5 protein-coding genes are annotated in these 6403 nt (G+C 64.3%); 2 read left to right on the top strand and 3 right to left on the bottom strand.

Translation table 11 applies throughout. The features are described 5' to 3' along the window. Positions 1 to 119: 119 nt before the first annotated feature. Positions 120 to 884 carry a substrate-binding periplasmic protein gene (locus ACODS4_RS27940; RefSeq protein ID WP_488869121.1) on the bottom strand — a complete coding sequence of 255 codons (765 nt, stop codon included), beginning with the start codon at positions 882 to 884 and terminating at the stop codon, positions 120 to 122. Here ACODS4_RS27940 and ACODS4_RS27935 point away from each other — a divergent pair. Further along, a complete protein-coding gene (locus tag ACODS4_RS27935) occupies positions 868 to 1047 on the top strand; it encodes a hypothetical protein (RefSeq protein ID WP_488869119.1) in 180 nt (59 codons plus the stop codon). The two genes, ACODS4_RS27940 and ACODS4_RS27935, sit on opposite strands and share 17 nt — an antisense overlap. Before the next feature lie 165 nt (positions 1048 to 1212). Continuing rightward, positions 1213 to 3984 (top strand): phosphoenolpyruvate carboxylase, encoded by a 2772-nt coding sequence (gene ppc, locus ACODS4_RS27930; RefSeq protein ID WP_488869117.1) that lies wholly within the window; start codon positions 1213 to 1215, stop codon positions 3982 to 3984. A 46-nt stretch (positions 3985 to 4030) separates the two neighbouring features. On the opposite strand, the gene ACODS4_RS27925 is transcribed toward ppc, so the two are convergent. Both ACODS4_RS27925 and ACODS4_RS27920 read right to left on the bottom strand, forming a co-directional pair. After that, positions 4031 to 4585 carry a hypothetical protein gene (locus ACODS4_RS27925; RefSeq protein ID WP_488869115.1) on the bottom strand — a complete coding sequence of 185 codons (555 nt, stop codon included), beginning with the start codon at positions 4583 to 4585 and terminating at the stop codon, positions 4031 to 4033. A gap of 108 nt (positions 4586 to 4693) precedes the next feature. Next, on the bottom strand, positions 4694 to 5959 hold the full coding sequence (locus ACODS4_RS27920; protein WP_488869113.1) for an MgtC/SapB family protein: 1266 nt from the start codon (positions 5957 to 5959) through the stop codon (positions 4694 to 4696). Positions 5960 to 6403: the final 444 nt, after the last annotated feature.

Here is a 6403-nt window from a genome sequence, read left to right as displayed (position 1 = left end):
TTGCGCTGGACTGACATTTTGACATTGCGCCTACACATCAAAAAACTCATAATTTCAATTATGGGAAATAAAGCGTCTCACCCAGCAAGCCGCCCGCGCGTGCGGAAATCCCCGCGCGCTTATTCAATCTGTTCGGGGTTCAAGTTGTATTTCCCGTAAATCGCGGCCACCCGACCGCTGGCGGCCATGTCCTTCAAAATGGCGTCGAGTTCGGCGGCCCGTTTGGCCAACCCGCTGTTCTTGGCCATGCCGTAATAATTTTCGCCGTCGATGGCTTGTTGGTACGGAGCGTACGCCACATCCGTCACATTTTGCGCTTTCAGCGTCGCGTCCAGGGCGGGCTTGTCCACAGTGACGATGATGTCGAAGCGCCCGGCAACCAGCATGCTGACAAGGCTGCCGTCGTCGCTGGATTCAATCTTCTTCAGGGTCTTGTCCGCGTCGAAACGGTCAAAATACGCCGTCCCGCGCTTGATCCCCACGGTCAGCCCGGCGAGATCCTCGTATTTCGCCACGGTCGCCTTGCCGTTGGGCGCCAGGAAATGCACCTTCCGTTTCTGCACCGCGATCGGTCCAAGGAAGGTGATGTAGGGTTCCCGGTCCGGCGTCCGCCGCACCCGTGGCACGATCACATCCTTTCCATTTTGCAAATCTTGCACGCTGCGGGGAAATGGAACGTTTTCCCAGGCCAACGTGATTCCCATCTTCGCCGTCGCCTCGTCCAGCACATCCTTCAAAGGGCCCGAAATCGCGCCGTTCTCCACCATAAGCTCTGGTGGACGGGGGCGGGCGTGGGCGGTCACGGTGTCCGCCCGAACGGATGAGAACGACGCGGACAAAGCCGCGACCGTCAGAAGCGCCGCCGTCGTGATCGACAGTCTCATTCCTTCCTCCCTGGCCTGTTTTGGCGATCCGGCCACGCTCATGCGCCGCCAGCAAAGCTCAATTTTGCTGATTGCTTTATTAACAAACAAATACGATCCGCTGGCGTTTCTCCCCTATGCGACAGCAGTCGGCCACGCCGCCATACGCCACAGCACTGTTTAGAAAACATATTGCAGGTGCACACGGATGGTTGAAACTTGAACAGGAATCGGCATTCTGTTCACTCTGGTCTGACCAATTGAAACGCAGGTTCGCTCCCGCCGCTTTTTTGGTCACATCCGTTCCAACGGCCCCGCGACGCCCGCCTTTGTGAGGAATCAACCGCCCATGCCCGACATCGTGCTCCAGGAAGAACCCGAGAAGGATCGCCCGCTTCGCGACGACATCCGCCTGTTGGGCCGCATCTTGGGCGACACCGTGCGCAGCCAGGAAGGCGAGGCCGTCTTCGACATCGTTGAGCTGATCCGTCAAACCTCCATCCGCTTCCATCGGGACGAGGACCAGGCCGCGCGGCGCGAGTTGGAAGGCATTCTGAACAGCCTGTCGCCCAAGCAGACCTCGCGCGTCGTCCGCGCCTACAGCTTCTTCTCGCATTTGTCGAACATCGCCGAGGATCAGCACCACATCCGCCGCACCCGCGCCCACGCGCTGGCCGGATCGGCCCCGCGCCCCGGCACCATGGCCCACGCGCTGGGCGAGGCGCGCAAGGCGGGCGTGACGTCTCAACAATTGCATGACTTCTTCGCCACGGCCCTGGTCAGCCCGGTGCTGACCGCCCACCCGACCGAGGTGCAGCGCAAAAGCATCCTGACCGTTCAGATGGATCTGGCCCGCCTGCTGTCGGAGCGCGAACGTGGCCCGATGACGGCGGAGGAGGAGCAGGTCAATCTGGAAGGCATGCAGCGCGCCGTCCTGACCCTGTGGCAGACGGCGATCCTGCGCGGCTCCAAGCTGGCGGTGATCGACGAGGTGGCCAACGGCCTGTCCTTCTACGATTACACCTTCCTGCGCCAGATGCCGCGCTTCTACGCCGCGCTGGAAGACCAGTTGCGCGCCCAGGATCCAAGCTGGTCCACCACCGAACTGCCCTCTTTCCTGCGGATGGGAAGCTGGATCGGCGGCGACCGCGACGGCAACCCCTTCGTCACCGCCCCGGTCCTGCGCGACGCGATGCGGATGCAAAGCACGCGGGCGTTGACCTTCTATCTGGAAGAACTGCACACGCTGGGGGCGGAGCTGTCGCTGCACACCCGCAACGTCAGCGTGTCGGAGCCGCTGCGCCAACTGGCCGATCTGTCGCCGGACTCCTCCCCCCACCGCAAGATGGAACCCTACCGTCAGGCCATCTCCGGGATTTACGCCCGGTTGGCGGCGACGTTGCGGCAATTGGACGGGCGCGAATCCGCCCGTCACGCCGTCGGCGAGGCCAAGCCCTACGCCACGGCGGCGGAGCTGCGCGCCGATCTCGACATTCTCGACCGTTCGCTGACGGTCAACGGTTCGGCGGCGCTGGCCAAGGGGCGGTTGCGCCATCTGCGTCGGGCGGTCGATCTGTTCGGCTTCCACCTCGCCAGCGTCGATTTGCGGCAGAATTCCGACGTGCATGAACGGTCGGTCGCCGAACTGCTGGCCTTCGCCAACCCGGACGTCCGCTACAGCGACTTGTCCGAGGATGAGCGGATCGAGCTTTTGCTGACCGAATTGCAAACCAACCGCCCGTTGGCCTCCGCCTACGCCGATTATTCGGAGGAAACCAGCTCCGAACTGGCGATTCTGCGCGCCGCCGCCGAAAGCCGCGCCCGCTTCGGCGCCAACGCCGTGGTCAACTGCGTCATCTCCAAGACCGACGGCGTGTCGGACATTCTGGAGGTCGCGGTCCTGCTGAAGGAGGCGGGGTTGCTGCGTCCGAAGGACGGCGCGCTCGACCTCAACATCTCCCCGCTGTTCGAGACCATCGGCGATCTGCGCAACTGCGCCGCCACGATGGACCGCCTGCTGTCCCTGCCCGCCTATCGCCGTTTCCTCGACAGCCGGGGCGGCGTGCAAGAGGTCATGCTGGGCTATTCCGACAGCAACAAGGATGGCGGCTTCCTCACGTCGGGTTGGGAGCTTTACAAGGCGGAAATCGCCCTGGTCGAGGTGTTCGCCCGGCACAAGGTGCGGCTGCGCCTGTTCCATGGCCGGGGCGGTTCGGTTGGTCGCGGCGGCGGACCCAGCTATCAGGCGATTCTGGCCCAACCGGCCGGCGCCGTTCAGGGATCGATCCGCATCACCGAACAGGGCGAGGTGATCGCCGGCAAATACTCCAACCCCGAGGTTGGTCGCCGCAATCTGGAAACGCTGGCCGCCGCGACGTTGGAAGCGACCCTGCTGCACCCGGAGGCCGCCGCCCCCTGCTCCGCCGAATATCTGACGACGATGGAACAGCTTTCGGGCCACGCCTTCGCCGCTTATCGCGGTCTGGTCTATGAAACCGAGGGGTTCGAGACCTATTTCTGGCAATCGACGGTCATCGGCGAAATCGCCAATCTGAACATCGGCAGCCGCCCGGCCTCGCGCAAGAAATCGACCAGCATCGAGGATCTGCGCGCCATTCCCTGGGTGTTCAGTTGGGCGCAATGCCGCCTGATGCTGCCGGGCTGGTACGGCTTCGGTTCCGCCGTCAAGGCGTGGTTGGCCGCCAACCCGGACGACGGTCTGGCCCGTTTGCAGGCGATGCACCGCAATTGGGGCTTCTTCCGCACGCTGTTGTCCAACATGGACATGGTGTTGGCGAAGTCGAACATCGCCATCGCCTCGCGCTACGCCGAGTTGGTGGTCGATCCGGTCCTGCGCGAAGCGATCTTCTCGCGCATCCGGGCGGAATGGCAGGACAGCATCGACGCCCTGCTGGCGATCACCGGACAAAGCGCCCTGCTGGACGGCAACCCGCTGCTGGCCCGCTCGATCCGCAACCGCTTCCCCTACCTCGACCCGCTCAACCATGTGCAGGTCGAATTGCTGAAGCGCCACCGCTCCAGCGACAGCGGCGAACAGATCGCGCGCGGCATCCACCTGACCATCAACGGCATCGCGGCGGGTTTGCGCAACAGCGGCTGATCGGGGGAAATGGCGAGGGGGGTTTCCCCCTCGCCCGCCCTCCCGCTCAATCGGCGAAGACCTCGCCAATGCTGACGCCCGGCATTCCCGGAAGGTTGGTCCAGGAGTCGTCCTCCGGCGTTGACCGCACCATGTAGGACCAGTGGGTGACGTTTCCGACGCCGGTCCCGTTGGTCATCTGCATCAGAAACGCCCAGGCGCCATCGCGCTGGATCATGCGGCCCCCGCCGGTGCTCAGCGACGCGGTGGTCACGCCGTCGCGCAACGACAGGCTGACGGTGTCGGTCGACGCGAAGCTCACCGACACGTCGCCCAGCGGCGTGATCGAGCCGACCATCGTCAAGGGCGAGAATTCCGCGCCATCCAGGCTGATGGCCGCCCGACCGATCAGATAACCGGATTCGTAACGTTCGATGAACCACAGGGTTTGATCGTTGATGATGCGGCTGCGCTGTTCGCGAATATCGACCACCTGAAGAGCGGGCAAGGTTTCGGTCGGCACATACCAATAGGTTCCGGCCAACCACGCCCAGCGGTCGGACGTGACGTCATCGGAATAGGGGGATGGTTGGGCGCTGCCCGTCTTGGTGGACCCGGTCATCGGGGAACTCTCCTCCGGAAGGATGAACATTGCGGAGGGTAGGCGAGCAATCCGGCAGTCGTCGCAAAAATTGTGTCTTTAAATGGAAAATCTCCGTTCCGTTTGCCGTCAGTTTTGCGACGAGAGCCACAGCGTCACGCCGCCCAACGCCAAACTGACCAGCAGCGACGCGGCGACGGCGAGCGCCATCCGGCCCCCGGCGACGACGGCGACGATCACCGTCTTGGCGGTGGTGTTGACCGCCGCCGTCAGCAAAATGACGCTGGCCGCCGTGAACAGCGGCAGCCCGCCGCCCACCATTCCCCCAGTGGACAGAGTCATGGCGTCCACATCGGCCAACCCGGCGATCAACGCCAACGCGTAAAGTCCGGCGTCGCCCAACCAATCCTGCAACCCCCTCGCCAAAAGCTGAATTCCGGCAAGCAGCGCGCCAAACTTCAAGGCGATCCCCAACTCAAAGGGCGAAGCCGCAGCGTCCGACGACTCGACGGCGCTCTCCGAGGCGCCGGACCAGACCAGCAACGCGACGGCCACGCCCCCGCTGGCCGTCATCACCGCCACCGGCGCCAACAGATGCGGCAGCAACGTCGGGGCGATCGCCAAGGCCATCACCATCATCCGGGGCGCCATGATGATGGACGCCATGACGACCCCGGCGGCCAACGTGCGCTCCAACCCCGGCTGGCGCGCCGCCATGCGGGACAGCGACAGGGCCGTCGCCGTCGAACTGGCCAGACCGCCAAAGGCGGCGGTCAGCAGAACGCCCCGCCGCGCCCCAATCAGGCGGGACGCCGCATGGCCGACAAAGGACAACCCAGCGACCAGAATGACCATCCACCAGATTTTGTAGGGATTCAGCGCCCCGTAGGGACCATAGCCTTGATCGGGCAGAACCGGCAGAACCACGGCGGTGATGAGGGCCAGTTGCAGCGCGGCGGACAGCTCCACCGGAGCGATGGCGCGGATCCAGCGGTGCAGGATCGGCTTGCCGCTCAACAGGATGGCGATGACCACGGCGCTGGCCACCGCCGGAACGGCGTAACCAACCGCCGCCATGCCGCCCAACCCGAAGACGGTCATGGCCGTGACTTCGGTGGTCAATCCCCGGTCGCGATCCTCCCGGGCGGCCAGCCAATGGGCGGCGGTCAGCAGGCCAACCAACGCCAGCAAAGCCAGCCCGAACACCGCCGCGCCCAAGGATTGGGCGAGCAGCCCCAGAACCCCACCGGCCAACCCGACCAAGGCGAAGGACCGCAACCCCAATGCGCGGCTGCCGTCGGCCGCGTCGCGCTGTTGCCAGCCGCGCTCCAGCCCGACGATCAGGCCAACGCCCAAGGCGACCGCCAATCGGACCAAAACCTCCCCCTGCTCCATCCCCGCTCCTCGGCGCAACGCTGTGGATCCAGCGTCAGTATGCGTCGCGCGGCGCGGCGGCGCCAGACACGCCACTTGTTTCATGCGAAATCAAAACAATCCGCCGCCCTGACAGATTGGTGACAGGTTTTCCGGTTAATCTGCGGGTCGGCGCGATCTTAACCACCAACCGGATCCGTTCTGGCGACCGCGAAACATACGGCTCCGAACTGTCCGGGCCGGAATCATTTTGATCTGGATTGCTTGAATTTTGGTTGATTGGGCCTTGTTCATCTGATAGACGGGCGCCCACCACAGGAGAAACTGGTATGACCACTCAATCCCAACAGCAGACCATGGCCCAGCCGGAAACGGCGCAGGCGGGCCAGACCCATGACGCCGTCCCGACGCAGGGCGGCGCGCTCGACGGCTTCGTCGGCGCGGCTTGGGGGGGGGGGGGGGGAG

It is taken from the genome of Azospirillum sp. FG154, from assembly GCF_057809575.1.
This window is presented reverse-complemented; position numbering and strand designations above follow the sequence as displayed.

What these genes read in the sequence shown, in the direction of transcription:
- ACODS4_RS27940 (WP_488869121.1), bottom strand. Translation starts at nt 884, where the DNA reads ATGAGACTGTCGATCACGACGGCGGCGCTTCTGACGGTCGCGGCTTTG.
- ppc (WP_488869117.1), top strand. Translation starts at nt 1,213, where the DNA reads ATGCCCGACATCGTGCTCCAGGAAGAACCCGAGAAGGATCGCCCGCTT.
- ACODS4_RS27925 (WP_488869115.1), bottom strand. Translation starts at nt 4,585, where the DNA reads ATGACCGGGTCCACCAAGACGGGCAGCGCCCAACCATCCCCCTATTCC.
- ACODS4_RS27920 (WP_488869113.1), bottom strand. Translation starts at nt 5,959, where the DNA reads ATGGAGCAGGGGGAGGTTTTGGTCCGATTGGCGGTCGCCTTGGGCGTT.